Origin of the sequence: Archangium violaceum (assembly GCF_016887565.1) — a bacterium.
GTDB lineage: Bacteria > Myxococcota > Myxococcia > Myxococcales > Myxococcaceae > Archangium > Archangium violaceum_B.
Genome location: NZ_CP069396.1, coordinates 8,118,397 through 8,143,320 on the forward strand (window position 1 = coordinate 8,118,397; position 24,924 = coordinate 8,143,320).

The following is a 24,924-nucleotide window of genomic DNA, read 5'->3' on the forward strand; positions in this document are numbered from 1 at the left end:
GCGCGAAGTTCACAGCATCTGGAGAATGGCACGCGCGACGCTGGCGTAGTCTCCGTCGAAGTGGTGCCCTCCCTTGAGCATCACCGAGCGCGCGCCGGGCACGTCGTTCAGGTCCGGGCACAGACTTTCCGTCTTCTCCTCGTCTCCGTAAAGACAGAGCACGGGCGTGCCGCTCAACGCCTGGATGTCGGGCAGGAGCGGATGCGTGGGCTGCCCCTTGCCACCAAAGATGTCCGTCACGTGCACCTCGAACTCGGCCTCCTTCCCCGGGGCGATGAGGGCCAGCAGCCGCAACCGCTCGCGCAGGTCCGAGGGCAATCCCGCGGCGATGGCCGGCACCACGTCCGCCCCGCGCGAGTAGCCCACCAGCACCACGCGTTGCCGGCTCCAAGCGGCCAGGTAGTGGCGCAGCGCGCGTGCCACGTCCGCCGACGCCTCCTCCGGTGTGCGGCGCTTCCAGAAGTAGCGCAAGGAATTCAACCCCACCACCGGGATACCCTGCTCCGTCATTGCACTGGCCACATGCTGGTCCATGCTCGCCCAGCCGCCGTCCCCCGAGACGAGGAGCACCAGCGTATCGCCTTCCGGCTTCACCGCTGGCACCTCCACCAGGGGCAGGTCATCCACCTTCTCCGGTGGAGCTGGCACCGTCCCGCCGCTCGCGGCCGGGGGGAGCTTCGACTGGGGCGCCGGCAGCCGCTCGGACGCGAGCGGGACGGCCGCCATGTCATAGGCGGCCAGCAGCGGGCCCTTCCACACCTCCACGGGCCCGCGACGTAGTCCCGGACCGGGCACCTCCTTCACACTCGCGGTCTTCAATGATTGGGTGAAGGCGCGTGCGGCTTTCGGCGTGTGCGCCGGATCCAGCTCGGCGGCCAGCACCACCCAGGGCTCGTACAAGGCCCGGGCGGGTGCCAGCCGCTCGCGGCGCCCTTCCCTGTCGCGCGTACGCACCAGGCCCGAGCCCGGGCAGAAGGCCGCGGAGGTCTCGAGCTCCGGGCTGAAGTCCACGCTCACCGCGCCGCGGAACGTACCCGGCGGCGCCTGAGCCAGTGCCGCGTACACGAGGGCCGCGCCCGGTCCGTCCCCGACCAGTACGGGGTGGAGGTACTCGGGAAGGCTCGCATGCCGCTGATAACCCTGGCTCAGCAACTCCAGGTCGCCCGCCGGGTACGCGCAGCGCTTGCTCTTCTCCACCGAGCGCAGGTACGCGTTCGCGTCCACACCCAGAACCAACGCGCCATGAGCCGCCAGCGCCGAGGCCAGCTCCGCCCCGCGTCCCTGGTCCGCCGGCCCCTCCGTCAGCAGCAACGCCACGGTGGTGGGCACACCCGACGGAGGTCTCACCACCGAGACGTGGCCGAACCGCCCGCCCAGGTTCAACGTCTCGCTGTTCCCCCTCGGCGCTGGCGCGGCCAGTCCCCTGTCCGTCACGCCCGCCACCACCGCGAACACCATTCCCACCACCAGCCACGCCGTGCGGTTCCTCATCGCGTCACCACTCCGGCGAGCCCCCGCGACACCAGCGAGGCGACCCCCGTGAGCACGCCCGGCAGCGCCAGTCCGCCCGGAGACGCCAGGTAGCGCGGTGTCCAGTCCGGGTGGAACTTCTCCTTGTACTGGCGCAGCCCCTGGAAATTGTAGAAGTGCTCACCGTGCCGGAAGATGAGCATGCCCAGTCGGCTCCAGCCGGGCGCGAGGTTGCGCTGCTGGAAGCCGCTGAAGGGCGCCATGCCCAGGTTGAAGTGGTGGAAGCCCTGCTGGCGCCCCCACTGCATGAGCGAGGCGAAGAGGAAGTCCATCAGCCCGCGTGGGCCGCCCGGCTGGTAGCGCATGAGGTCCACGCTCAGCTCCTCCTTCACCTCGGGCGCCCACACGTTCGCGAAGCCCACCAGTTTTCCTTCATGGCGAACCACCGCCACGGGCCCTTCCTCCAGATAGCGCGGCGCGAAGTACCCCAGGCTGAAACCCTTCTCGCGCGTGTGCTTCTCCTCCAACCACGCATCGGAGATGGCCTGAAGCTGGGGCAGCCACTCCGGCACCGCCTCGCGCGGCAGCACCTCGAAGGTGTAACCCTCGCGCTCCAGCCTATGCACGCTCTGACGCAGGCTCTTGCGCTCCGGCCCCTCCAGGCTGAAGTCCTCGAGTGGCACCGTGGCCTCCTCTCCGAGCTTCAGCAGCATCAACCCCATGTCGAGGTAGCGCGGCAGCGCGCCGGGGCCCACCTGATAGAAGCACGCCCAGCCGTGGTGCCGATCCGCCAGCTCGCGGAAACGCCACGCCAGCTCCGTGGCGTCATCCGCCGGGCCCACCGGATCTCCCATGCACACCCAGCTCCGCCCGGCCACGCTGTACATGAGGAAGGCGGTGCCCTCCTCGTTGAGCAGCAGCGACTTGTCCCCCACCAGGGCCAGGTACGCCATGGATTCGGGCGCGTGTGTCACCAGCGGGCGCACCCGCGCCAGCTCCTCGGGTGTCGGAGGATGCGTGCGAGCCCCGGCCGGACTCAGCAGCACCTTCACGCCGAACACCAGCGCCAGGGTCAGCACGCCCACCGTGGCCCGCAGGAAGCGCGGAGCATCCCCGCTGAAGGTGAACCGCCACCACAGGTCCTGGCTGTAGTCCACGTGCCGGTACGAGAAGAAGCCCAACCCCACCGAGGCGCCCACCACCACCACGGTGGCCAGCAACCACCCCGGGCTGAAGGCCTCCGCGAAGAGCGAGGTGTGCCGGTAGAACTGCCGGCGGAAGGGCGCCAGCGCCGCGGCCAGCACCAGCAGCAGCGTCGCCTCCTCGTAGTCCACGCCCTTCACCAGGGAGAACACCGCGCCCGCCACCAGCAGCACCTCCGTCAGCACGTAGGCTCCGTCCAGCCGCCGCTGGAGGCCGCGAGCCAGCAGCACCAGCGAGATGCCGGCCAGGCTGCCCAGGAAGTGCGACACCTCCAGCAGCGGCAGCGGCACCAGGAGGCGCAGCACGCCCAGGCGCTCGGAGACGGTGGGCGTGGCTCCGGAGAACAGCAGCACCGCGCCCGCGACGAACGCCCCCGCGGACGCCACCCAGGGCACCACCGGCGCGAACGAGGTCCGCACCACCCGTGCCAGGCGCGTCAGCTGACGGCGGCGCTGCACCAGCTCGTTGCCCGCCAGCATCAACGCCGCCGCGCTGAAGGGCACCAGGTAGTAGACGATGCGGTAGACGAGCAGCACGCCCAGCAGGTGCGACGCGGGCACGCGGGGCGACAGCGCCGCCAGCATCACCGACTCGAAGACCCCGAGCCCCGCGGGTACCTGGCTGGCGATACCCGCCAGTTGTGCCAGCGCGAACAGCGCCGTGAGCGACGGCAGCGATATCCCCGCCTCTGGTGGCAACAGCACCCAGAGGACCGTCGCCGCCAACATCCAGTCCGCACAGGATACGGCGAGTTGCCTCAGGGCCCGCCTGGGCGTGGGAAATGACAGCTCCAGCCCGCGTATGCGCAGCGGCTCGCGGAATCTCACGCACGCCGCGAAGTAGCCCACCAGCAGCACCCACGACCCCGCGCCCAACGCGCGCGCCAGCCCTGGCGACAGCGGCAACACCCCACCGCCGCCCTCCACCAGCAGCGACGTGCCCGTCACCGCCGCCAGCCCCACCCAGAAGGTGAGCGAATTGAAGGCCGCCACCTGCGCCACGTCCAGCGCGGTGAGCCCCCAGGCGGAGTACAGCCGGTAGCGCACCGAGCCACCGCTGAGGAAGGACAGGCCGATGTTGTGCCCGAACGCGTAGCCGACGAAGGAGGTGAAGCCCACACGCGGGTACGGAAGCGGGCGCCCCACGTGACCCAGCGCCAGCACGTCGTACAGCGTGAGGGCGAAGTAGTTCAGCACCGTGACGGCCAGCGCCAGCAGGATGCGGTGGGCGGAAATGGACGCGAGCCCCACCGCTACCTCGCCGCGCGGGAAGTGCGACAGCTCTCGGTGCAGCACATAGCCCGCCATCCCCAGGAGGATGAGGGGGAGCACCGCGACGAGGATCCGCTTCACTTTTTGTAGCCGCTCGGGCATCGGCGGGTTGCTACACGGAGCGGCCGGGCCGGCGGACGCGCGAGACGAGGCTGATGATGCCCAGCACGACCGCCGCGAGGAGCAGCAGGTGGATGGCCGCCCCAGCGGCCTTGAAGATCAGGCCCGCGACAACCCAGACGGCGAACAGCACGAGCGCGAACCAGGCGATGTTCTTCAAGTCCATGGGGGCCTCCTGCCTCGGAAGATAGGGACGTCCCCTCGGGCTGGTAGCACGCGCCTGCCAGCCCGCTGCCCCTGGCTCCGGAATCTCCTCCGCCCGCCCGGCCGCGGGAGGAGGAGCGTGTCAGCGCCTGCCCCCGACTCAGGACGGCACGGGCAGGGCGCGCAACAGCGGGACGTCCGAGCCCGGCGGCTGGATGCGCAAGAGGAGCATGCTGCCGGGCTTCGCCGAGCGCAGCGCCTCGGCCGCCTCACGCGCGCTGGCGACCTTCTGCTCGCCCACCTGGATCAGCAGCGTGCCCGGAGGCAACTCCGCCCGGTCCGCCGGGCTGCCCGGCTCCACCTGCACCACGCGCACGCCCTGGCCCTCGGGGTCATCCGCCAGCCTCATTCCCAGACGCCCCTTCGCGGGCGCGCTGTCCTCCTCGCGGGTGGGCACCGCGGGCTCTCCCCGCTGCGCGGGCCGCGTGCCGAGCGTCACCTTCAGCTCCCGGGGCTTGCCCTCTCGCAACACGTGGACGTCGACCTGGGTGTCGGGCCGCATCAGGCCCACGGCCCGTGTGAGATTGCCCGCCGACACGATGGGCGTGTCGTCCACCTGGGTGATGACGTCGTTGTCCTGGAGCCCCGCCCTGGCGCCGGGGCCTCCGGGATTGAGGTCGGCGATGACGGCGCCCTTTTCGACGTTGAGCCCCAGCGCGCGAGCCAGATCCGGCGTGAGATCCTGCGCCGCCAGGCCCAGCCAGCCTCGGCGCACGGCGCCCTCCTTCTCCAGCCGGGGCAGCAGCGTGTGGATGAGGTTGCTCGGCACGGCGAACCCGATGCCCGTGGCCTCCCGGACAATGGCCGTGTTCATGCCGATGACCTCGCCCTTCAAGTTGAAGAGCGGGCCGCCCGAGTTGCCCGGATTGATGGCGGCATCCGTCTGGAGGAATTCGTCATAGGGTCCCGCGTGGATGTCCCGGGCACGGGCCGAGACGATCCCCGAGCTCACGCTGGACGCGAGGCCGAAGGGATTGCCAATGGCGAGGACGAAGTCGCCCACGCGCATCGCGTCCGAGTCCCCCAGCTTGACGAAGGGCAGCTCCCCGGGCGCGTCCTCCAGTTGCAGCACCGCCACATCCGTGAGCGGATCCCTCCCGAGCACCCTGGCATCGAAGGCCCGCCCATCGTCGAGCTTCACGCGCACCCGCTCCGCGTTCTCCACCACGTGGTTGTTGGTGAGCACGAGCCCCTTGGCGTCGATGATGAAACCCGAGCCCAGGCCCTGCTGGACGGGGCCTCGCGCATTGCCCTGGGGTAGTTCCGGCAGACCGAACTGCTCGGCCCACCCCGGAGGCAGGCGGAGTTGGCCCCGGGCGGCGACGGGCTCGCGCGCCTGCACCTCGACGTTCACGACGGCCCCCTTCACCGACTCCACCAGCGGAGCGAGTGAGCCGGGCGTGGGAACCGAGACGGACGGGATGGCGGGGGTCTCCTGGGACGCGCTCGTCGTCCGCGCAGGAGGGGATGGGAAGGCAGTCGAACCGATGGCCTGGCCACAGGCGGCCAGCACCATCAGGGGAAACAGCACTCCGCGCGCGGCGAGGCGAGAGGAGAAGGGAGAAGACACGGTGGCTCCTTTCGAACCGGGCTCCATACCCAGTGCATCGTTCGGGAGCATCCCCTGTGCATGGGCCGCGCCATGGCGGCACCTCTTGCTCGGAGCCGCTTCTCCTCCCAGCGGCCAGACACCTTCTCCCTCGGGCGCTTCGAGCCAGCACTTTATTCCCGAGCGCGTGTTTCAGTCTGTGAATGGGGCGAAATGCCCTCCGCCCCGTGGCATGGGGCATTCTTCCTCTGTTCACCATGAGAGGAATTGAGGGACGAGGGCCGCGGGCGACGACCCTCCCCCCCGCCCTCTCCCAGCAGGGAGAGGGCGCATGCGCAATCCAAGACACCTGCTGGACCTCGGCTCAGCAGCCGGTCTCCACCGCTCCGATGTCGGGGGCACCACCGCAGTAGGGCAGGCCCACGTCCCCACCCCGGTCCACCGCGGCCGAGCTCGGCCCGAAGGTCGGCGGAGCCGCACCCGCATCACCCGCGCTGGAGGTGCTGTCTCCCGCGGCCTGCTGGAAGCCCACCAGGTCCACCGGCGCACCGCCGCGCTTGAACTGCGCACTCGAGGGGAACAGGTTGTTCCCCGCCTTCAGCCCCGGGCACTGACCACCCAGGTCCACCGCCACCGGCGACTCCGAGACCAGGTTGTTCTTCAACGTGAGGTTGCTCGTCGCGCCACCGGTGCCATGGCCGATGATGATCGCCGCACCCGCCACGCGCGTCACCGTGTTGTTCACCAGCACCGCGCCCTCGGAGTTCTCGAAGCGGATGCCCGTCCCCTCTCCACCACCCGCCTTGGTGATGTCGTGGACGCGGTTGCGCCTCACCACCACGCCGCTCGGCACGGGACCCTCGTGGTTTCCTCCCACCGAGATGCCCTTCCCCGAGTCGTAGATCTCATTGTCTTCAATCGTCACGTTGCGCGCGGAGTAGTGGACCACCACCGCGTCACCCTTCGCCGTGGAGCTCGGCTTGAAGCCGTGCATCTTGTTGTTGCGGATGGTGATGTTGTGGCACGTCTTGATGTCCACCGCGTTCTCGCGGTTGGCGTAGAAGTGGTTGTTCTCGACGAGCAGCCCGTCCGCGGGCGGCAGCGAGCTGAAGCCCTCGGGGCCCAGGCACTGCACCGAGTCACCCGAGTTGTCGTGGATGTCGTTGTTGCGCACCGTGATGTCGCGCGAGGTGGGCTGCAACACGACGCCGTGCGAGTCCTGGTTGCCCGAGTTCTTCACGAAGTCGTGGATGTGATTGTTCTCGACCGTCGCCCCGGTCGCGCTGTCGAACGTGGTGACGGCCGCGCCAAGGGCACCGTGGTGCAGTTCCGAGTTGGCCAGCACCGAGCCCTTCACGTTGCCCTGGAAGGTCACCGCGTAGAACGGCTGCCGCTGCACATCGACCTCGAAGCCATCCACCACCCAGTGCGGCCGCCGGAACTGGATGAGCGCGCCAGAACCCGGACCCGGGACGATCCGCGGCTTGCCCTCGCCCTGTAGGGTGATGGGTGCGCCTTCCGAGCCGGCCTTGGCGTTGTCTCCGAGCACGACGCGCTCGGCGTAGGTGCCCGCGAGCACGCGGATGCCCTCGCCCGGACCGGCCATGGAGATGGCCTTGGCGATGGAGCGGAACGGCTGGGCCGCGCTCCCGTCTCCGGTGTCGTTGCCGGAGGGGCTCACCACCCACTCCCGCGTGAAGCGGGACGGAGCGGGCGCGGGCTCGGATTTGACCAGCCCCGGCTGTGGCGACGGCTCGGCGATGGGCGAGTGGCCCTCGTGCGAGGGCAGGTCCTCCACGGGCGTGTTCGCCACGGGCTGCGCGCCGATGGGGGTCGGGTCACCCGGCTCCTTGTTGGAGGACGCGGGCGAATCGAGGCGCGGAGCATTGTCCTGCGTGCCCGGCTGTCCGTCCCCCTCCGGGGAACCGGCACCACCACAGGCCCAGAGGCCCAGGGTCAGCGAGCAAGCGGCCAGAAGGGCCGCTGGAGTCTTCCTCATCTTGCCTCCTTGGATTCTCATGAGCAGGGGGAACCCCCGCCAGGGCCGCCCGTATTCGCCACCCCCGCCCCTTGCCCGCCTGGACTCCTGCCAGGAGGTGGCGGGCGGCGCCATCCACGGGTAGCGTCGGGGGGCTTTGCTCAAGGCCGGTCCACCGCTCCTCGCGCTCCTCCTCGTCACCTGCGCCGCTCCACCACGGCCCGCGCCTTCCGCGGCCAGGGAGCCCCTCCGGTCCGAGGTCCCCACTCCCGCGCCCTCCGTCGCGAGCCCCGCCGCCACGGGCGAGCCTCCGGCTCCGCGCCCCGAGGCCACGCCTCCTCCCGATGCGCTGCCCACTCCCGGCAGCCTCAAGCGCCTCGACTTCCGGGGCGGGGATCCGCAGGTGCCCATCGGGTTGATGCAGGGCCGCCATGAGGTGCGCTTCTCTCCGAAGGGGCGCATGCGGCTGCGCTTCGGCGGAGAGGTGGAGCGGATGCTGGAGGCCCCCGCCGGCTCGCTGTGGACGGTGCGCGAGACGGACGGCACGCCCGCGGTGCTGTCCGCGCGCATCCAGCTCGCGGAGCTGCCCTTCCGGGACAAGGCGGGACTGTCGGAGGCGCAGTCGCAGTGGCAGGCCCGGGGCCTGGCGGTGCGCGTGCACGTGCTCGGTGCGCTCTACGGCATCGCCGGAAAGGTCATCGACAACCGGCGCTACCTGCTGTTGCTGGACGAGGAGCTCACCCCGAAACAGGCCCCCGAGCGCCAGGCGGAGCTGCTGCGGCAGTTCGGCGTGCGCACCACCCTCTTCGAGGAGGTCCGTACCCCCTCACGCGCCATCCTCGAGGTGCGGGACGACACGGGCAATGTGATGGGGCTGGCCCAGGACACCGTGTACGCGGAGACGCTGGACGACGCCGGCTTCGACGTGCGGCAGGTGGAGCACGACGTCGGCTACGACAACCACGGCTTCGAGGACCGGAGCTTCCGGGGCACGCTGCAGATCGTCGTGGATCGCCACGGGACGCTGGCGGTGGTGAACCTGGTGAAGCTGGAGGAGCTGCTGAAGGGGCTGGTGCCCTCGGAGATCTACGCCCGCGCGCACCCGGAGGCGCTGAAGGCGCAGGCGGTGACGGCGCGCGGCGAGGTGCTGGCGAAGGTGGGCATCAAGCACCTGGCGGACCCCTTCCTGCTGTGCTCCGAGCAGCACTGCGCGGTGTACAAGGGCCGCTCGGGCGAGGCGGCCAGCACGAGCGCGGCCGTGGAGGCCACGCGCGGCGAGGGACTCTTCTCCGCGGACGGGCGACTGGTGGACTCGGTGTACAGCGCCGTGTGTGGCGGCCACACGGAGGACAACGACGTCGTCTGGGGAGGCCCGCCCAACCCGAGCCTGCGCGGCAGACCGGACGTGCTGGGCCCCACCGAGGGGCTTCCCACCCCCGACTCGCTGGCCGAGTACCTGCGCGCGGAGCTGCCCACCGCCTGCCGGCTCTCCACCTTCGCCCAGCCCAGCAAGTACCGCTGGGAGAAGCGCTTCAGCGTGGAGCAGGTCAACGCGCTCACCGCGCACCTGGGCATCGGCCCGGTACACGCGCTGAGCCTGGGGGAGCGGGGAGTGTCCGGCCGGGCACGCACCCTCACCCTGGCGGGCGAGCGCGGGGTCACCCAGGTTCGCGGCGAGCTGAACATCCGCCGCCTCTTCGGGATGCTCAACAGCGCCATGGCCCTGGTGGAGGAGGAGCGGGACGCCGAGGGCCACCTCACCGGCTGGCGCTTCCGGGGCGGCGGCTGGGGCCACGGGGTGGGCATGTGCCAGACGGGCGCCATCGGCCGGGCCGAGGCCGGGCAGCGCTACAGGGACATCCTCCGTTTCTACTTCAACGGTGCCGAGGTCGCTCCCATCTATTGATGGATTCCCCCCTCTCCCCCTCTGGGAGAGGGGACGGGGGTGAGGGTCGACGCTTCATGAGGGCACGGAAAAGGATTACCCTCACCCTGACCCTCTCCCAGGGGGAGAGGGGATTCACACGGGTTCCCATCCGGGATGTCACCTCGAAAACGACTCGGGAGTAGCGAGCACGCTCGGGGGTTATCATCAGCACGCGTGTCGACAGGTCCTTCGGTTCCAGAGCAGGGGTTCAGGCGCAGGCGCAGACGGAATCACCCCGTCCGCTACCTCATTGCCTTCCTGCTCGCCCTGCTGGTCCAGGGCGCCCTCGTCGGCCTCCTGATCCTCTTCTCCGTCCTCCAGCCGGCTCCTCCCCGCCCCGCCAAGCCGGCGAGCGCCGTGGCCATCCGGCCGCTGAGCGCCCAGGACTGGGCGAAGAACCGCGGGCAGCAGATTCCGAATCTCAACGCTCCCCCCTCCAACAAGCCGGTGGAGAAGAAGAAGGAGCCGGAGAAGCGCCCGGACGGGCAGGTGGTGGACGTGGCCCCCGGCAACCAGCAGGAGGCCCCGGACGCCAAGCACCTCGCCGAGACCCACAACAAGGTGGAGAAGGAGACGCGCGCGAAGGAGCAGACGGCCCACTACCGCAACGCCATGCCGCGGACGACGGCGCGCAGCGCGCGCGAGGGCTCGGGCGTGAGCGAGGAGAGCGGCCAGGTAGCGGGCAACAACGGCCTGGGCGCGGATGACAAGCCGATGAACAAGGGCGGCCAGAAGCCCGCCTTCGAGCTGCCCGATGCCAGGCGCAAGCAGGAGATCGCCCTCAAGCAGGATCCCAACGCGCCGGGCCCCGGCATGGACGTGGCCAACCGCAACGAGAGCGACGAGGTGGTCGGCAACTCCAAGCGGATGCGCATCCAGATGGGCTCGGGCGAGGGCGAGGACGGCTCCGAGGGCCGCGCGGGCTCCCCGGGCATCGCGAAGCTGATGCCCTCGCAGGCGGTGATGGATCAGATCATCGGCGGGGCGCCCAATGATCACCTCAAGGACGTGGACGAGGGCGAGGGCACCTTCCTCAACACCCGCGAGTGGAAGTACGCCAGCTTCTTCAACCGGGTGAAGCAGAGCGTGGGCACGCAGTGGAACCCGAACGCGGCGCTGGTGCGGAGGGATCCCACCGGCCAGACCTACAGCGGCAAGGATCGCTACACGCTGCTCAGCGTCACCCTGGACGAGCGCGGACAGGTGGCGGACATCACCATCGAGAAGAGCAGCGGGCTGGACTTCCTGGACCTGGAGGCCATCGAGTCCTTCAAGCGGGCCCAGCCCTTCCCCAATCCGCCGCCCGGCCTGCTGGAGAACGACTCCAAGGTGCGCTTCTCGTTCGGATTCTTCATGGAGATGGGCGGCGGCCCGCGGATGCGCCTCTTCCGGCAGCCCAACTGACGCATTAGGGTGCGCCGCGTGGACGCCCCCCTGCTCGAGCGCAACCGCAAGATACGCGTCGTTCTCGCCTCCATCCTCGTGGCCAACTGGGCCGTGGCGCTGGCCAAGCTCGTCTTCGGGCTGTTGAGCGACTCGGCCGCCGTGACCGCGGACGGCGTGCACTCCTTCATCGACGGAGGCTCCAACGTGCTCGGGCTGGTGGCCATGTCGGTGGCCTCCCGGCCGGCGGACGAGGACCACCCCTATGGCCACGGCAAGTTCGAGGCCCTCGCCTCCCTGGGCATCGGGGCGATGATCGGCATCGCCATGCTGGAGCTGGGGCGCATGGCGTTCGACTCGCTGCTGCATGACCGGCACCCCCAGGTGACCCCGCTCATGGCCGGGGTGATGGGAGGCACGCTGCTCGTCAACCTGGCCGTCACGAGCATCGAGCGCCGCCAGGGCGAGAAGCTCAAGAGCCCGCTGCTGCTGGCGGACGCGCGGCACACGCTGTCGGACGTGGGCGTGAGCCTGGCGGTGCTGGTGTCTATCGGGCTGGTGTGGCTGGGCTACCCGAAGGCGGACGGCATCGTCACGCTGGCGGTGCTGGCGGTGGTGGCCCGGGTGGCGTGGGGCATCGTCAAGCAGGCGGTGGGCATCCTCTCGGACACGGCGCGGTTGGATCCGCAGAAGGTGATGAACCTGACCCTCCAGGTCCCGGGCGTGCGCTCGTGTCACGACGTGCGCAGCCGGGGCATGGAGGGGACGGTGTACGTGGACCTGAAGATCGAAGTGGATCCGCAGCTCACCACGGCGAAGGCCCACGCGCTGGCCGACGCCGTGGAGAGCCGTCTTCAGGCGGAGTTCCCCGAGGTGGTGGACGTGGTGGTGCACGTGGAGCCCTCTCCCTGAGCCTTCGGGCTCCCCTGCCCGCCCGCTCCACCAGCGGCCCCAGCTTCCGGTCACAAAGCCTGTTTCAGGACCCTGACCCTATGAACCCTGAAAGGGAGGGCTGGAAACCATGAGCTTCGAGACCGCCATCTTCGTCACCACCTTCGCGTTCCTGGGAGCGCGCCTTCTTCTCTCGGGAAGGAGGGTCCTCCGCAACGCCGCGGAACAGGCACGACGCAACGCCGCCGCACACGACGAGCTCGATGAGCTCTTCCGCCCCGTGCTCCTCTTCACCACCACGAGGACCGTGGCGCACTGCTGAACCACGCCGCCATGACCTTCCACTCGCGGGTTGTGGCGGGGACTCCGGTGGGCGAGGCTCCAGCACCCACCGGAGGTGTTGATTGCACGTGTCGTCCCCTCGCGCGCTCATCGCCGCGCTGCTCGTCCTGCTGTCCGCCTGTGCCACCACGCGCCCCGCCGCCCAGGCGGAGGCCCCCTCGCTGTCCCCCGCCCAGCAATCCCTGCGTCGCCTCGTCGACGCGCACTTCGAGGAACAGTTCCGCCGCTTCCCCATGGCCGCCACGGCCCGGGGGCTGCACACCTACGATGACCAGCTGGCTGGCTTCACCCCAAAGGAGCAGCTGGACTGGCTCGCCTTCCTGAAGACGGAGCTCGCCGCCCTGCCCCAGCAGGTGGACCGCTCGGCGCTGCCCCCGCTGGACCGGGCCGACTACGACATCTTCCAATCCAACCTGAAGGCCCGCATCCTGGAGCTCGAGGAGGTGCGTGGCTGGGAGCGCAACCCGAACACCTACCTGAGCCTCGCCTCCGGCTCCGTCTACCAGCTCATCAACCGGGACTTCGCGCCCATCGAGCAGCGGATGCGCTCGGCGGTGGCGCGCATGGCGCGGGTGCCCGAGGTGTTCGCCACGGGCAAGGCGACGCTGAAGAACCCGCCGCGGATCTGGACGGAGATCGCCCTGCAGCAGGCGGCTGGGACGCGCTCGCTCTTCGTGGAGACGCTGCCCCAGGCCTTCGCGCCGGTGAAGGACGAGGCCCTGCAGGCGGCCTTCAAGCAGGAGCAGGCGAAGGTGCTGGCGGCCCTGGAGGACTACGTGCGCTTCCTGAAGCAGGATCTGCTGCCGCGCTCCAACGGTGACTTCGCCATCGGCGAGTCCATCTACCGCCGGAAGCTGGAGTACGAGGAGGGCGTCACCGAGGACATCGACAGCCTGCTGGCGTGGGGCAGCACGGAGCTCAAGCGCACGCAGGACGAGTTCCGCGAGGTGGCGCGCCGGATCGACGCCACGAAGGCGCCCATGGACGTGTACCGGGAGCTGGGCAAGGAGCACCCCACGCCGGCGGAGCTGGTGCCCACCACGCGGGCGATGCTGGAGAGCATCCGCCAGTACCTGGTGGACCACCACATCATCACCATCCCGAGCGAGGTGCGGGCCCTGGTGGCGGAGACGCCGAGCTTCAACCGGGCGCTCTCCTTCGCCAGCATGAGCACCCCAGGCCCGTACGAGACGCGCGCCACCGAGGCCTACTACTACGTGACGCCGCCGGACCCGACCTGGAGCGCCGAGCAGACCGAGCAGCACATGAGCTTCTACAACCACCAGGCGCTGGAGCTCGTGTCCATCCACGAGGCCTACCCGGGCCACTACGTGCAGTTCCTGTGGACGAACCGGGTGGACTCGAAGGTGCGCCGGCTGATGGGCAGCGGCTCCTTCAGCGAGGGCTGGGGCCTGTACACCGAGCAGATGATGCTGGAGACCGGCTACGGCGGCACGGGGCTGAAGGCGGACAAGCTGAAGCTGAACCAGCTGGCGCTCTACCTGCAGCGGCTGGCGCGCTACCAGGTGGGCCTGTCGCTGCACACGCGCGGCATGACGTACGAGCAGGCGGTGCGCTTCTTCGAGGAGCAGGCCTACATGACGCGCACCAACGCCGAGCGCGAGGCACGCCGTGGCACGAGCGATCCCACCTACCTGGTGTACGCACTGGGCAAGAAGATGCTCCTGGAGCTGCGCGAGGAGGCCAGGGCGCGCTGGGGCAAGGACTTCACCCTTCAGCGCTTCCATGACGCCGTCGTGTCCTACGGCTACCCGCCCGTGCCCGTCGTCCGACAGTTGATGTTCGGCGACAACTGAGACGTACCTGGGCCCATCCCTGCGGGGAGCCGGAGTGCGGGCGGCCCTCGCGCCTCCCGCCGGGGGACCAACGGAGCGAGTGGGGCCTCCCCGCGCCGCGAGCCGCGGGAACCTTCGTGACAGGCACCTCCTCGCCTGCTTCCGCGAGGAATTTCCCTCCAGGGAGTCGTGTCCCTTGCGGCACACGCAACCCATGCCCCCATCCCCCCGCCTGCAAGCTCCCCTGGCCCGTTCGACGCTCATCAAGATGGGCGCTCGCATCGCGGTCGTGATCACCCTCTCCACCATCTTCAGCTACCTCCACATGCACCAGACCCTGCGCACCGAGTCGTTGGCGCAGTTGGAGCAGCATGTGACGGAGCGCGGTCAGCGGGAGGAGGCCATCTTCCTGCTCGCGGAGGACAATCACACCGTCTTCAAGAAGGCCCTGGAGGAAAGGCTCCAGTCCTTCCAGAAGGAGGACGTGAGCGCCCGCTTCGACAGCCTCTTCGTGCGGATGTCCGACGGCGCGATCCGCAACCGCCCCGATGTCTTCGACGGCACGAAGATGCCAGGTGTCCTGGTTCCCCGGGGCGTCACCGTCGACATGGACCTGCGCCGCCGGCTCCTGGCCGCCTACGACGTGCTCCTCCAGTATGGGCCCGCCTTCCATACGCGCTTCACGAACACCTTCATCACGTTTCCGGACGGGGTGATTGGCGTCTACTGGCCCGAGCGACCCACCTGGTGCCAGGACGCCGATCCCCTCTTCTCGGCCACCACGATGGAGTACTTCCAGACCAGCCGGCCCGAGAACAACACGCGGAGGCAGACGGCCTGGTCCGGCGTCTACAAGGAGGACGTCAGCGACAAATGGATGGCCACGGCCACCACTCCGCTGGACATGGAGGGCCGCCATGCCGCGTCCATCAGCCACGACGTCCTCCTCGAGGAGTTGATGGCACGCACCACCAGCGACCACCTGCCGGAGGCGTACAACGTCATCTTCCGCGAGGATGGCAGGCCCATTGCCCATCCCGACATGAATCTGGAAGACGCCTCGAAGTCCATCTCCGAGGAGCGGACGAAACATCTGGGAACCATCGTCGAGCGGGCGAAGAAGCATCGGCCCGAACAGCGGGTGGTGGAGCTCTCGGAGTATGGCGAGTACCTCGGCGTGACACGACTGCGAGGCCCCAACTGGTTCTTCGCCACGGTGCTCCCCGAGAGCGCCATGTCGCGGCCCGCCCTCCATGCGGCGCGCTACGTGATGCTGCTCGGCCTGTTGTCCCTGCTGCTGGAGCTGGTCATCGTCGCCTGGGTCCTGACACAGCAGATCACCCGTCCGCTGCTCGCCTTCACCCAGGCCACCGACAGGGTGGCGGCCGGAGACTTCCAGGTCGGGCTGAACACCGAACGCGGCGACGAGCTGGGTCAACTGGCACGCGCCTTCCGGCAGATGGCCGATCGGGTCCAGCAGCGCGAGGAGGAACTGCGACAGGCCAATGAAGGACTGGAACAGCGCGTCGAGGAGCGCACCCGCGAGCTGAAGGACGTCCACCAGCAGCTCGTGAAGACGGCTCGGCAGGCGGGCATGGCGGAGATCGCCACCAACGTGCTGCACAACGTGGGCAACGTGCTCAACAGCGTCTACACCTCGGCGCAGGTCGCCAAGGAGCGGGTGACCGGGATGCGGCTCGAACACGTGGGCCGGGTGGCGAACATGCTCCAGGAGCGGCAACCGGACCTCGCGACCTTCCTCGCGCAGGATGAGCGGGGACGCCATCTGATGCCCTTCCTGAGCAAGCTGGGACAGAACCTGCTGGATGACCGGCAGGAGATCGTCTCGCTGCTCAACGACGTGGGCCGGTACACCGAGCACATCGGCGACATCGTCAAGGTGCAGCAGAACTATGCCCGGACGCCCCGGGTGCATGAGCCGGTCCTCCTGTCGGATCTGGTGGAGGACGCGCTGCGCATCAACGCGGCCGGGCTCACCCGCCATCAGGTGACGGTGGAGCGGCACCTGGCCTCGCTGCCACACGTGCTCACCGACAAGCACAAGACGCTGATGATCCTGGTCAACCTGGTCAGCAACGCCAAGTACGCCATGGATGACGTGCCCGTGAGCGAGCGGCGCCTCGTCCTCAAGCTGGAGCGCACCCCCGACGAGCGTGTCCGCATCGAGATTCACGACAACGGCATGGGCATCGCGCCAGAGATGCTCACCCGCATCTTCCAGTACGGCTTCACCACCCGGGAGGAGGGACACGGCTTCGGCCTGCACTCCAGCGCGCTGGCGGCCCAGGAGCTGGGCGGCACACTGCACGTCCACAGTGAAGGACCGGGCCGCGGCGCCACCTTCACGCTGGAGATGCCCTACCTCCCGGCCCAGGAGTCGAAGTGAGCCAGGAAGCGGGCGGAAGTCGGCTCGGTTAGGGCCGGACGGCAGGAGCCCTGGCGGGCGGGCCTGGGGTGTTTGCGGCCGCACGGAGCACGAAGCACCGTGGAGGAAGACGGTGGCTCGGAAGAACGGGGGCATCGGTGGCTGGCATCAATTCGTCGATGGGGTCCCCGTCCCAGGTGACGCTCAAGACGACGTTCACCGTGTGCTTCGCCGTGCTGGCGGTGGTGACGCTCGCCGTGCTGATCGTGAAGGCGGAAGTGGCCCTGATCCTGACGGGCCTCGCCGCGCTCATCGCGGTCGCGCTGAACCACCTGGTGGTCCTGCTGATGCGGCTCCGCATGAAGCGGGGCCCCGCCATCACGCTCGTGCTCTCCGTGCTGCTGTTCGCCCTGGTGACGGTGGCCCTGTGGGTGATTCCGTCCGCCCTCACCCAGGTCCAGGCGCTGGTGGAACAGGCGCCGGGGCTCGTCGCCGAGTTCCGAGCCTCGCGCTTCTTCCGGTGGCTCGACGCGCATTTCCACATCCTGCAACAACTGCGGCGGCAGGATCGGAGCCCCTCTGAGCTGGCCTCGGGCGCGCTGCCGCCCCTGCTGCACGCCGTCACCGGCGCCTTCAGCCTGGCGGGCGCGGCGGTCACGGTCGGCTTCCTGGTGGTGTTCATGCTCGTCTTCGGGCCGGGGCTGGTGCGGCGCATGCTCTCCCAGGCCCTCCCCGAGCGCCGCGCGCGGTACGAGCGCGTGCTGGGCAAGGTGTACACCGCGACCGGGGGTTACCTGGGGGGGCTCTCCCTCATCTGCTCCATCAACGCCACCCTCACCACCACCTTCCTGGCCATCATCGGAATGCCCTACTTCCTGCCCCTGGGCATCATGAGCGGCTTCTCCAGCATGATCCCCTACGCGGGGCCCATCATGGCCGGCGGCGCCATCACCCTGCTGACGCTCGCCACGGGCGGGCTGTGGAAGGCGATGGCGACGTTCATCTATTTCATCCTGTACGGGCAGCTCGAAGGCAACGTGCTGGCGCCTCTCGTCTTCCGGCGCACGGTGCACGTCGACCCGCTGCTCACCCTGTTCGCGGTGGTCTTCTTCGCCGAGCTGGCCGGCATCATCGGCGCCGTGCTCGCGGTACCGCTCGTGGCCGCCGCGCAGATCATCGTGAGGGAGCTGCTGCTCGTCCGCCGGGAGAAGCTCGGCGAGCGCGTGCCCCCCGTGCCGTAGTGGGGACGGAAAAGGCGAAGGGCCCGGAACCTCCCATCGGTTCCGGGCCCTCCTCCTACTTCACCCGAACTGCCACTTCACCCGAACCGTACACCCACGTTCAACTGACGCGGACTAGTCGTGACCGTGACCGCCACCGTGGTCGTGGTCCTCGTCACAGTCATCGCCGTGACCGCCACCATTGCCATGGCCGCCGTTGCCGTGGCCACCACCGTGGTCGTGGTCCTCGTCACAGTCATCGCCGTGACCGCCACCATTGCCATGGCCGCCGTTGCCGTGTCCATGGTCGTCGTCGCAGTCATCGCCGTGGCCGCCACCATTGCCATGGCCGTGGTCGTCGTCACAGTCATCGCCGTGGCCGCCGTTGCCGTGGCCGTGGTCGCAGTCATCGCCGTGGCCGCCGTTGCCGTGACCGTGGTCGCAGTCATCACCGTGGCCGCCACCATTGCCGTTGCCGTGGCCGTGATCGCAGTCATCGCCGTGGCCGCCGTTGCCGTGGCCGTGGTCGCAGTCATCACCGTGACCGCCGTTGCCGTGACCGTGGTCGCAGCCATTACCGTGACCGCCGTTGCCGTGACCGTGGTCGCAGCCATTGCCATGACCGCCGCCACCATGGCCACCACCACCATGGCCACCGCAGCCACCACCGTGGCCACCACCACCGTGGCCGCCGCCACCGTGGCCACCGCAGCCACCACCGTGGCCACCACCACCATGGCCACCGCAGCCACCACCGTGGCCACCACCACCGTGGCCACCACCACCGTGGCCGCCGCCACCGTGGCCACCGCAGCCACCACCGTTACCGCCGCAGGAACCACCGTTGGCGGTGCCGCGGTTCACCCGGACGACGAAGCTGCACGAAGCGGTGTTGTTGAAGGCATCCTTCGTCGAGCAGGTGACGGTCGTGTCACCCACCGGGAAGGAGGAGCCAGAGGCGCGCGAGCAGGTGACGGGCACCGCACCGCAGTTATCGGTGGCCTTGACCGAGAAGGTGGCATTGCCACTCGAGGAGCACGTGTTGACCACCACCGGAGCGGACGGGCAGAGGATGGACGGAGGCGTGGTGTCGCCGACCACCTTCACCTTGAAGCCGCAGGAGGCGGCGTTGCCGGAACCATCCTTCGCGGAGCAGGTGACGGCCGTGTCACCCACCGGGAAGGTAGTGCCGGAGGCGTGCGAGCACGTCACGGGTGCCGGGCCGCAGTTGTCGTTGGCCGAGGCGGTGTAGGTGGCCTGGGCTCCGGACGGCGAGCACGTCTGGACCACCTTCGACTCCGGGCAGAGGACGTTGGGCTTCGTGGTGTCCACCACGGTGACGATGCCCACGCACTGGGCGCTCGCCGCACCGTCGTAGGCCGTCACGGTGACGGGGTGGCTACCCAGACCGAAGGAGGTGTTGGGCGCCTCGGAGACGGACAGCGGCGCGGGCCCGTTGTCCGGGTCGTAGCTTCCGTCGTTCACGGTGGCGCGGCCCTGGCAGATGGCATCCGCGCTGACGGTGACATCGCGGCAGATCGCCACGGGCGGCTGATTGGCCGGGTTCACCCGGCACGTGAGATCCGCCGTGGCCGAGGCGGTGTTGTTGTCCTCGCGGCACTCGAGGTCGCGGCCCTTGCCCGTGCCGTCGTCATCCACCACGGCGAACACCTGGGCGGTGCCCGTGACGCTGGAGGTGATGGAGACGGTCACCAGGGAGCTGGCGCCCACCGGCAGCGCATTGGGGACGGTGCCCACGGCGAGCAGCGTGCCACCCGAGGCCGGGTTGCCCTTGTAGAAGGCCACCTTCAGGCCAGCGGCCACCGCCGCCTCGCCCTGGTTGCGCACGCGGGCGCTGAGCAGCAGCGAGCCGCTGTCGCACACGGCCGACACGTCCGAGGCCACGAGGTCCGCGGCGGCGTAGGGGCTGGGGCCCTCACCGAAGAAGCCCGCGGTGTTGGAGCGGAAGGTATTGAGCTTGGGGTTGAGCCAGTTGGTCGCCGGCTGGGCGGGGATGGTGCCGTCGTTGTTGACGTTGGTCACCGAGTAGGCGTGCTGGTTCCAGATGCGCCGCGTGTTGGCCCACCCCTCCTGCTTGTCGTGGTACACGCGGATGCCGTTGAAGCCCGGCGCTCCGTGGTTGTTCTCCACCACGATGATCTCCGCCGCGTCGTCACCGTCCACGTCCGCCACGATGGGGTACTCGTACGTGGTGCCCGAGCTGTGGCGCGTCTGCCAGCGCACCGTGCCCGTCACGCCGTCGAGGATGCGCAGCCACAGCTCGTCGGCGTAGATGACCTCGAGCTTGCCATCGCCATCCAGGTCGAAGGTGGTGGAGGTCGTCTTGCCGGAGCTGTACTCCTGGATGGGCAGGGTCCACTTCACGGCGCCATCGGCGCCATAGACGGTGTAGAACCAGTCGCCCGCCAGGCCGATCTCCAGCTGCCCGTCGCCGTCGAAGTCCGCGATGTTGGCCGCGCCACCGTGGCCGCGGCTGGTGGGGAAGGACTGTCCGGGATCCGTGTAGTAGACGTCCCGGCTCCACAGCAGCGAGCAGTCGTCGTCCAGCAGGCTCACCTTCTCGCGGCCCGTCACGACGATCTCTCCGGCCGCGTCACCGTCGAAGTTGGCCACCGCCGAGTAGCCACCGCCCTCCATCTGCAGGTTGGTGCACTTGAGGGAGCCATCGTGCCGGTAGACGGAGTGGCCGTTGACCACCTCCTGCTTTCCGTCCTGGTCGATGTCCGCCGCGAACGAGATGGGGCCCGTGTACAGGGCTCCGTCCATCCCCCGCTCGCCCACCCACTTCAGCGCGCCCGTGTTGCTGTAGACGCGGTTGCCGTCGAGGATCTCCACCGCGCCGTCGCCGTCCAGGTCCGCCAGCGAGGGGCCTCCCCACTCGTTGTAGTCGTTGGCGTCCGGGGCCGAGCGGAACTTGAAGCTGCCGTCATTCTCGAAGCAGATGATTCCGCGGCCGTCCTCCGGAATGCCACAGATCTCCACCGCGCCGTCGCCGTCGATGTCACCGGCGGTGATGCTGGCCGCCGGCTTCACCCGGTACTGCGGGTCGCTCACGGTCCACAGCTCGGTGCCGTTGTTGCCGCTGATGGCGCGCAGCACGCCGTTGACGTTGGGGTTCTCGTTGGCCTGCGCCTTGGTGTTGTAGAAGTCGCCGTCGAAGGTGCTGAAGACGATGTCCGGCGTGCCGTCCCGGTTCACGTCCACCACCGCCGGCTGCATCATCACCTGCTTGAAGGCCGGCAGGACCGCACTGCCCTCCCACTTCCACTGCAGTTCCGGCTCGAAGTTGCCCGTGAAGGGCGGCGGAACCTCACAGCGATCCGCGAGGTGACTCACCTCCTGAGCGTTGGACGGCTTCTTCGACTCCGCGGTGCTGCAAGCGCCCCCAGATGCCAGCGCCACCAGCGCAACGAAGAGCCTCCCACGCCTCTGGTCCCACTGACGGCTCTGAGGGCTCCGAGTTTTACGCTCGAGTTTCATGTTTCCCCTCTCCTCGGCTTTCGGGCATGACCCGGTTCACTGCAGCCCCCCGGTGATTTGACAGTGTACCAACCTGTGGATCCCGAAATAGCGGTTTAGTACCGGACAGGGTTGGCCATAACACTTCACCCAGACACGTGTCTCAGGAATTCTGCGATGTGAATGCATTTGCCGCACTGCATTGGCACCGTCTGTGCGCCGCAATCACAGGCACACGGATACGGACCGACCCGAATTCCTCTCAATGTCTTGGAATCACAGACGGGCGGACATGAACCGACCCGCGTTTCTCTCTAAGTCTTTTAAAGAGAGAGAAAAGGCGAAGGGCCCGGAACCAACTGGCGGTTCCGGGCCCTTCCTTCACTTCACCCGAACTTCAATCTGCTCGCGGCTCACTTGCAGAGCGGGCTGTGCTCCGCGGTGTTCCCCGGGCATCCAGTGCCGACGCAGAACTTCACGCCGCTGTCCACCGCGCCACGGCCGGACTGGTCGTGCGGCACGTAGACGTGGCAGCTGCTCTGCGTGGAGACGCCGGAGCCGCTCGTGACGACGTAGTGGACGGTGTAGACGCGGCCGTCACCCGTGCCCTCGCGCTCGGAGCGCAGCTGCACGGACGTGTCGTTCACGATGACCATGTCATTGCAGGTGCGGCCGTCACCGTTGCCGTTGGCGTCCTCCACCTCGTCCGAGGTGACGCGAAGGATGCGGCCATACTGCTCCAGCGGCAGCGGGTTGCCGCACGCATCCGTCGCGGGCGCGGCGCACTGGGAGAGGGAGATGGGCGCGTACTCGTACTTGTGGTTGGGCGACCACAGCTCGTAACCCAGGTCGGCGCCCGGGGTGGGAGGCGTGGAGGGATCCGCGCCCGTCACGCGGACGACGAAGTTGCACGAGGCCGCGTTGCCGAAGGCGTCCTGGGCCGAGCAGGTGACGTTCGTGTCACCCGTCGGGAAGGACGAGCCAGAGGCGTGCGAGCAGGTGACGGCCACCGGGCCGCAGTTGTCCGTGGCGCTGGTCTCGAAGGTGGCCTTGGAGCTGCCGGAGCATGCGTTGACCACCACCGGGGCGGTGGGGCAGCTGAGCGTCGGCGGCGTGGCGTCACCGACCACCTTCACGTTGAAGCCGCAGGAGACGGTGTTTCCGGAGCCATCCTTCGCGGAGCAGGTGACGGTCGTGTCACCCACCGGGAAGGTGGTGCCGGAGGCGTGCGAGCACGTCACGGGCGCCGGGCCGCAGTTGTCATTGGCCGAGGTCGTGTAGGTGGCCTGGGCTCCGGACGTGGAGCACGTCTGGAGGACCTTCGACTCCGGGCAGAGGACGTTGGGCTTCGTGGTGTCCACCACGGTGACGGTGCCCACGCACTGGGCGCTCGCCTCACCGTCGGAGGCCGTCAGCACGACGGGGTGGCTGCCCAGACCGAAGGAGGTGTTGGGCGCCTCGGAGACGGACAGCGGCGCGGGCCCGTTGTCCGGGTCGTAGCTGCCGTTGTTCACGCTGGCGCCACCCTGGCAGGTGGCATCCGCGCTGACGGTGACATCGCGGCAGACCGCCACGGGCGGCTGGTTGGCCGGGGTCGCCTTGCACGTGAGGTCCACCGACGCCGAGGCGGAGTTGTTGTCCTCGCGGCACTCGAGGTCTCGGCCCTGGCCCGTGCCGTCATCGTCCGCCACGACGAACACCTCGGCGGTGCCCGTGAAGGTGGAGGTGAAGGAGGCGGTGACGTTGGCGCTGGCGCCCGCGGGCAGCGCGTTGGGGACGGTCACCACGGCGAGCCGCGTGCCACCCGACGCCGGGTTGCCCTTGTAGAAGGCCACCTTCAGGCCCGGGGCTACCTCCGCCTGGCCCTGGTTGCGCACCAGGGCGTTGATCGACAGCGTGCCGCTCTCGCACCCGGAGGACACGACGGAAGCCACGAGGTCCGCGGCGGCGTAGGGGCTGGGGCCCTCACCGAAGAAGCCCGCGGTATTGGAGCGGAAGGTGTTGAGCTTGGGGTTGAGCCAGTTGGTCGCCGGCTGGGCGGGGATGGTGCCGTCGTTGTTGACGTTGGTCACCGAGTAGGCGTGCTGGTTCCAGATGCGCCGCGTGTTGGCCCAGCCCTCCTGGGTGTCGTGGTACACGCGGATGCCGTTGAACCCAGGCGCCGCGTGGTTGTTCTCCACCACGATGATCTCCGCCGCGTTGTCAGCGTCCACGTCCGCCACGATGGGGTACTCGTACGTGGTGCCCGAGCTGTGGCGCGTCTGCCAGCGCACCGTGCCCGTCACGCCGTCGAGGATGCGCAGCCACAGCTCGTCGGCGTAGATGACCTCGAGCTTGCCATCGCCATCCAGGTCGAAGGTGGTGGAGGTCGTCTTGCCGGAGCTGTACTCCTGGATGGGCAGGGTCCACTTCACGGCGCCATCGGCGCCATAGACGGTGTAGAACCAGTCGCCCGCCAGGCCGATCTCCAGCTGCCCGTCGCCGTCGAAGTCCGCGATGTTGGCCGCGCCACCGTGGCCGCGGCTGGTGGGGAAGGACTGTCCGGGATCCGTGTAGTAGACGTCCCGGCTCCACAGCAGCGAGCAGTCGTCGTCCAGCAGGCTCACCTTCTCGCGGCCCGTCACGACGATCTCTCCGGCCGCGTCACCGTCGAAGTTGGCCACCGCCGAGTAGCCACCGCCCTCCATCTGCAGGTTGGTGCACTTGAGGGAGCCATCGTGCCGGTAGACGGAGTGGCCGTTGACCACCTCCTGCTTTCCGTCCTGGTCGATGTCCGCCGCGAACGAGATGGGGCCCGTGTACAGGGCTCCGTCCATCCCCCGCTCGCCCACCCACTTCAGCGCGCCCGTGTTGCTGTAGACGCGGTTGCCGTCGAGGATCTCCACCGCGCCGTCGCCGTCCAGGTCCGCCAGCGAGGGGCCTCCCCACTCGTTGTAGTCGTTGGCGTCCGGGGCCGAGCGGAACTTGAAGCTGCCGTCGTTCTCGAAGCAGATGATTCCGCGGCCGTCCTCCGGAATGCCGCAGATCTCCACCGCGCCGTCGCCGTCGATGTCTCCAGCGGTGATGCTGGCGGCCGGCTTCACCCGGTACTGCGGGTCGCTCACGGTCCACAGCTCGGTACCGTTGTTGCCGCTGATGGCGCGCAGCACGCCGTTGATGTTGGCGTTCTCGTTGGCCTGGGCTCTGGCGTTGTAGAAGTCGCCGTCGAAGGTGCTGAAAACGATGTCCGGCGTGCCGTCCCGGTTCACGTCCACCACCGCCGGCTGCATCATCACCTGCTTGAAGGCCGGCAGCACCGAGCTGCCCTCCCACTTCCACTGCAGCTCCGGCTCGAAGTGGCCCGTGAAGGGCGGCGGAACCTCACAGCGCTCCGCGAGGTGGCTCACCTCCCGTGCCTTGGACGGCTCCTGCGACTCCGTGATGCCGCAAGCGCCCCCAGATGCCAGCGCCACCAGCCCAACGAAGAGCCTCCCGCCTCTCCGGCTCCGCTCACGACACTGCGGGCTCTGATTGTTGCGTTTGAGCTTCATGTCTCCCTCTCCTCGGCTGTCGGGTACGACCCGGTTCACTGCCGCCCCCTTTTGCACTGACAATGTACCAAACCGTAGACACCGGAAAAGCGGTTTTATACATCTCTTGAGAGCCGAGAACAGCTCATTGAGACAGCCTCCCACGGAACTCTTCATCCTGGATGTACGTGCTGA

The 24,924-nt window shown here is 68.9% G+C and carries 14 protein-coding genes; 7 read left to right on the forward strand and 7 right to left on the reverse strand.

The window, feature by feature from the left end; translation table 11 throughout:
• Nucleotides 1-9 precede the first annotated feature (9 nt).
• From JRI60_RS32355 to JRI60_RS32375, 5 genes are all read right to left on the reverse strand, one after another.
• A complete protein-coding gene (locus tag JRI60_RS32355) occupies nt 10-1,491 on the reverse strand; it encodes an AcvB/VirJ family lysyl-phosphatidylglycerol hydrolase (protein ID WP_239469827.1) in 1,482 nt (493 codons plus the stop codon).
• Entirely contained in the window at nt 1,488-4,046 is a 2,559-nt protein-coding gene (gene mprF, locus JRI60_RS32360; protein WP_204219791.1) for a bifunctional lysylphosphatidylglycerol flippase/synthetase MprF, read from the reverse strand. The genes JRI60_RS32355 and mprF overlap by 4 nt, the downstream gene beginning before the upstream one ends.
• Before the next feature lie 10 nt (nt 4,047-4,056).
• On the reverse strand, nt 4,057-4,230 hold the full coding sequence (locus tag JRI60_RS32365; protein WP_204219792.1) for a DUF5670 family protein: 174 nt from the start codon (nt 4,228-4,230) through the stop codon (nt 4,057-4,059).
• A gap of 138 nt (nt 4,231-4,368) precedes the next feature.
• Entirely contained in the window at nt 4,369-5,784 is a 1,416-nt protein-coding gene (locus JRI60_RS32370) for a Do family serine endopeptidase (RefSeq protein WP_204229182.1), read from the reverse strand.
• Nucleotides 5,785-6,181: 397 nt separating this feature from the next.
• Nucleotides 6,182-7,816, reverse strand: a complete 1,635-nt coding sequence (locus JRI60_RS32375) for a right-handed parallel beta-helix repeat-containing protein (RefSeq protein ID WP_204219793.1) — start codon at nt 7,814-7,816, stop codon at nt 6,182-6,184.
• Between the two features lie 136 nt (nt 7,817-7,952).
• Here JRI60_RS32375 and JRI60_RS32380 point away from each other — a divergent pair, with 136 nt between their 5' ends.
• From JRI60_RS32380 to JRI60_RS32410, 7 genes are all read left to right on the forward strand, one after another.
• The gene (locus JRI60_RS32380) at nt 7,953-9,701 is read left to right on the forward strand and encodes a SpoIID/LytB domain-containing protein (protein ID WP_204219794.1); all 1,749 of its coding nucleotides are present in this window, start codon (nt 7,953-7,955) and stop codon (nt 9,699-9,701) included.
• 195 nt (nt 9,702-9,896) lie between these two features.
• Nucleotides 9,897-11,126 (forward strand): energy transducer TonB family protein, encoded by a 1,230-nt coding sequence (locus tag JRI60_RS32385; RefSeq protein ID WP_239469829.1) that lies wholly within the window; start codon nt 9,897-9,899, stop codon nt 11,124-11,126.
• A 9-nt stretch (nt 11,127-11,135) separates the two neighbouring features.
• Nucleotides 11,136-12,017: a cation diffusion facilitator family transporter gene (locus tag JRI60_RS32390; RefSeq protein WP_204219796.1), complete on the forward strand. Its 882-nt coding sequence runs from the start codon at nt 11,136-11,138 to the stop codon at nt 12,015-12,017.
• Nucleotides 12,018-12,126: 109 nt separating this feature from the next.
• The gene (locus JRI60_RS32395) at nt 12,127-12,318 is read left to right on the forward strand and encodes a hypothetical protein (protein ID WP_204219797.1); all 192 of its coding nucleotides are present in this window, start codon (nt 12,127-12,129) and stop codon (nt 12,316-12,318) included.
• An 88-nt stretch (nt 12,319-12,406) separates the two neighbouring features.
• On the forward strand, nt 12,407-14,155 hold the full coding sequence (locus JRI60_RS32400; protein ID WP_204219798.1) for a DUF885 domain-containing protein: 1,749 nt from the start codon (nt 12,407-12,409) through the stop codon (nt 14,153-14,155).
• A gap of 193 nt (nt 14,156-14,348) precedes the next feature.
• On the forward strand, nt 14,349-16,541 hold the full coding sequence (locus JRI60_RS32405; protein WP_239469830.1) for an ATP-binding protein: 2,193 nt from the start codon (nt 14,349-14,351) through the stop codon (nt 16,539-16,541).
• 158 nt (nt 16,542-16,699) lie between these two features.
• A complete protein-coding gene (locus tag JRI60_RS32410) occupies nt 16,700-17,761 on the forward strand; it encodes an AI-2E family transporter (protein WP_204219799.1) in 1,062 nt (353 codons plus the stop codon).
• 114 nt (nt 17,762-17,875) lie between these two features.
• Here JRI60_RS32410 and JRI60_RS32415 read toward each other — a convergent pair whose 3' ends face one another.
• Both JRI60_RS32415 and JRI60_RS32420 read right to left on the reverse strand, forming a co-directional pair.
• Complete coding sequence (locus tag JRI60_RS32415) at nt 17,876-21,163, reverse strand: FG-GAP-like repeat-containing protein (protein WP_239469831.1); 3,288 nt, start codon at nt 21,161-21,163, stop codon at nt 17,876-17,878.
• Between the two features lie 470 nt (nt 21,164-21,633).
• Nucleotides 21,634-24,750: an HYR domain-containing protein gene (locus JRI60_RS32420; protein WP_204219801.1), complete on the reverse strand. Its 3,117-nt coding sequence runs from the start codon at nt 24,748-24,750 to the stop codon at nt 21,634-21,636.
• Nucleotides 24,751-24,924 lie beyond the last annotated feature (174 nt).